This window comes from Paenibacillus sp. OT2-17, from assembly GCF_009827695.1.
Lineage (GTDB): Bacteria > Bacillota > Bacilli > Paenibacillales > Paenibacillaceae > Paenibacillus > Paenibacillus polymyxa_B.
In genome coordinates this window covers 1-3584 of record NZ_WUDQ01000387.1, presented here as the reverse complement: position 1 = coordinate 3584, position 3584 = coordinate 1, and the positions used below count along the sequence as shown (strand labels likewise).

Sequence of the window (3584 nt, the reverse complement as noted above, 5' to 3'; positions counted from 1 at the left end):
CATCGCCCAGGCCGCATATGCTCCGTTCGAATAACCCGTCAGATAGATCCGCTCTTCGTCCTCTCGGTACGCTTGCAGTATGACATCCAGCGCCTCCAAAAAAGCAGCTTCTCCAATATAACTGCCCAACGTTACACCACGGCATGAAAAAGTAACGAATATAGCTTCCTCTTCCCAGCCTTGCCCAAAACCTCGATTCTGAAAATCCGGCAAGCCCAGTTCATATCGCTTGCCTGGCATCAGAACGATCAGAGGATACTGTCGGTCAGTCGAATAGCTTCTGGGAAGCTGAATGGTATAGCGTTGCAAACTATTATCCAAACGGGAGACAAAAAATCCTTCCCCAATTCCGTCATTAGACAAAAAGATGTGTTCTTCTTGAAGTAAGGACGGGGAGTGTGACTGTTCGGCATGTCCACACGTGAAGATTTGTTTTAATAGCTTGATATATTCACGTACAACCCGGTAATCCCAGATTTCAAAAGGATCTTCCGGCAAATCCGTTAACCTTTTTAATTCCTCAAGCAGGCCCTCTATTTGTATTTTCTGCGCAGAATGAAGAATATCTATAGCGCGGGCTTGAATGTACCGGTCATACTCTTCCTGCAAGCCCTCCACGACGACTGACAAAGGCCGCACAAGTGCCGAATACACAAAATGATGCTCCACAGCCTCATGATCCCGATATGTAACGGTGAAGTGCAGCATTCCCGTATTCCTGGCCTTTTCCTCGTCCCAGTCATAGCTTTGCTCCTGCTCCCAATGTGCTGGAAAGCGATCCAGCTTTATACCTTCATCATTCGTTACCTCGACCCATAACGTTTGATCTAAGGGAAGATCTATCCGATCCTTACGCAGTAAATAAAATAAGATCGGGCTGTCTTCACCCTCCCTGCCAGCACTTTTCTCAACCTCTAACCAAGCCATATGAAAACGTATATTACGCTCTACAAATTCACGTTGCAGTTCTGTCACATCTGGTTCGTCGCATACCTGATTTCCACTGATACGAATAGAGCGGGCCTCCTCGGGAATAAACGCAGCAATGATAACTACCGTGTGATCGCCTTCCTCCAGATACAAGCGAAAAGGACCGGATTCCGCATATACCAGTGTGCCATCTATCCAAATTTGTCCCGTTCCTTCAAAGGGTCTGAAAATCACTTCCTGTGCAGCCATACAACGAAGATTTGAAACCAGCAAAAGCCTTTCTTGTTCGGCCAAAGGCGGAAAAACACCTAGATTTAGTTCGGCAGTCCGAGGGTCCAGCTCGGTCAATAATCGGCACGCTGCCTTTCCTCCGGCTGAAAGCTCTACTCCTTCTTCATCACAAGCCTTTTCCAAATTCCATTCCTCATGGGCAAAATAACTTGTCCATTCCCTGCCCACACCGCAATTTTCCGGGAGCATGACCGGACCGACTGCATAAGCAGACCTCAGACGTACCGGATGATCCGACAGCACAGTTGTTGCTTTTTCCAGATGTGTGAACCTCATAACATTCCCCCTCCAGGTTTTTGTTTCCTCAGAGACGTAGTCGCGGTTATATTCCGTTTAACATTCAATTTAACTATATAAAACTATTCGTTATTACCTCTACGTACTCCTCTGTTCTTCTCAAAAAAGTAGCTATGATAAAACAAAAAAACGAAGAAAGCAGAGTGCTTCACTTCGTTATTAAAAATTCCTATATCTAAAAACCTATTTAATGCTGCCATGATTGTTGCTAACAATACTAGGGTATAGTATGTTTAGGGTGAAGTTACTATTTTAAAAATGTGCATAACTCGCTTGAATTTGCTTTTCCAACTTAATGCGTTCTAACTTTAGCTCCCAAATCTGTTCGCTCCACGAGTTTCGATCCGCCGCGTTATTACTATTTCGTAAGAGATCAAACAACCTCAGCAATTCATCGTTAATCTGATCAAAATGCCGCCACAGCGTATTAATCTCAGAATCTTTAGTCTCTTTGCCATTCTCCAGCAATTGATGCCGCAGGGCTTCTTTGAGCTCCTGTTGCCACTCTATATCGTTCAATTGTTTAGCATAATTAAGAAGATCCAGATAGTCATCTACCTGCAGGTAACTGCGTGTTTTTATCTGTTTCATAGGGTCTCTCTCCTTATGGCTCAATCTATTACCAAGTATTATACTCGGTTATTAAGGGAAAGCAATACTTTATTCTACAATACACAAAAAAAGAGGCAGCCTCAGCTACCTCTCTTGAACATTACGATTATTTTCTTACAATGCTGCCTGCAAATCTTCGATCAAATCTTCCAGATCTTCAATCCCAACCGAAATCCGCACCAAACCTTCGGTAATACCTAGCTCTGCACGACGTTCTACTGGAATAGAGGCGTGCGTCATACGTGCCGGAACACTAATCAGACTTTCAACCGCTCCCAAGCTTTCAGCCAGTGTAAAATATTTCACCTTTTTCAGAAGTGCAACCGCGTTAGCGTCGCTACCTACATCAAAGGAAATGATGCCGCCAAAGCCTTCGGCCTGGATTTTGGACAGTTCATGCTGTGCATGGCTTTCCAGTCCAGGATAGTACACTTTGCTAACCTTCGGATGTTTTTCCAAAAAGGCTGCAATTTCCTTTGCATTTTGCTCAATCGCTTCCATACGCAGACCCAATGTTTTAATACCTCGGATCAATAACCAAGAATCTTGCGGGCCGAGAATAGCACCAATGGCGTTTTGCAGAAAATGAAGTTGTTCTCCCAGCTCTTCGCTGTTCACAACAGCCAGACCGGCTACAACATCGCTATGGCCGCCCAAATACTTGGTAGCAGAGTGAATGACGATATCAGCCCCAAGTGTAATTGGCGTCTGCCAATAAGGGGTAGCAAATGTGTTGTCGACGATCAATAAAAGATCATGTTTTTTTACAAGCTCCGAAACAGCGCGGATATCCGTAACCTTCAAAAGCGGGTTCGTTGGCGTTTCGACATACAATGCCTTCGTATTCGGACGAATTGCTTTGGAGATAGCTTCCAGGTCAGTCGTATCCACAAATGTGGACTCAATTCCGATACGGCTGAGGACTTTGCTTACAATACGGTAGGTGCCTCCGTATACATCATCGGTCAGCAAAATATGATCCCCTGCATTAAACAGTGAAAATACCGCATGGATTGCTGCCATACCCGAACCGAAAGCAAAACCACGCTTTCCTTCCTCCAGATCCTTGATCAGCTCCTCCAGAGCAAACCGGGTCGGATTGCCTGTACGCGAATATTCGTATCCCTTATGGACGCCAATTTCCTCTTGCTCATAAGTGCTTACCTGATAAATAGGAACGTTAACCGCGCCTGTATGGGGATCGGTAGGAAGCCCGCCGTGAATCAGTTTTGTTTTGCGTTTCATTTTATATCCCGCCTTCATATATTTTTTTGCTCAGATAACGTTCGCTGCTATCCGGGAAAATGGTAACAATATGTGCGCCATCCGGTGCATTTTCGGCTTCCAGTAAAGCGGCATGTAAAGCAGACCCTGAAGAACTGCCAACGAGAAGACCTTCACGTGCAGCCAGTTCCTTGACACGGTCAAAAGCATCAACATCGCTAATGGTGTGA

General features: G+C 45.1%; 3 protein-coding genes and 1 pseudogene. All 4 read right to left on the bottom strand.

From position 1 onward, the window contains the following. Window positions 1–1497 (bottom strand): annotated as a pseudogene (locus GRP75_RS21740) (PHB depolymerase family esterase); the annotation flags it as partial. 273 nt (window positions 1498–1770) lie between these two features. Continuing rightward, window positions 1771–2109 carry a hypothetical protein gene (locus GRP75_RS21735; RefSeq protein ID WP_023988379.1) on the bottom strand — a complete coding sequence of 113 codons (339 nt, stop codon included), beginning with the start codon at window positions 2107–2109 and terminating at the stop codon, window positions 1771–1773. Window positions 2110–2244: 135 nt separating this feature from the next. After that, window positions 2245–3375, bottom strand: coding sequence for a bifunctional cystathionine gamma-lyase/homocysteine desulfhydrase (locus GRP75_RS21730; RefSeq protein WP_160790333.1), 1131 nt, complete (start codon window positions 3373–3375; stop codon window positions 2245–2247). 1 nt (window position 3376) lies between these two features. Then, window positions 3377–3584 (bottom strand): pyridoxal-phosphate dependent enzyme (locus GRP75_RS21725; protein WP_337194255.1); only part of this gene is annotated, 208 nt, incomplete at its 5' end.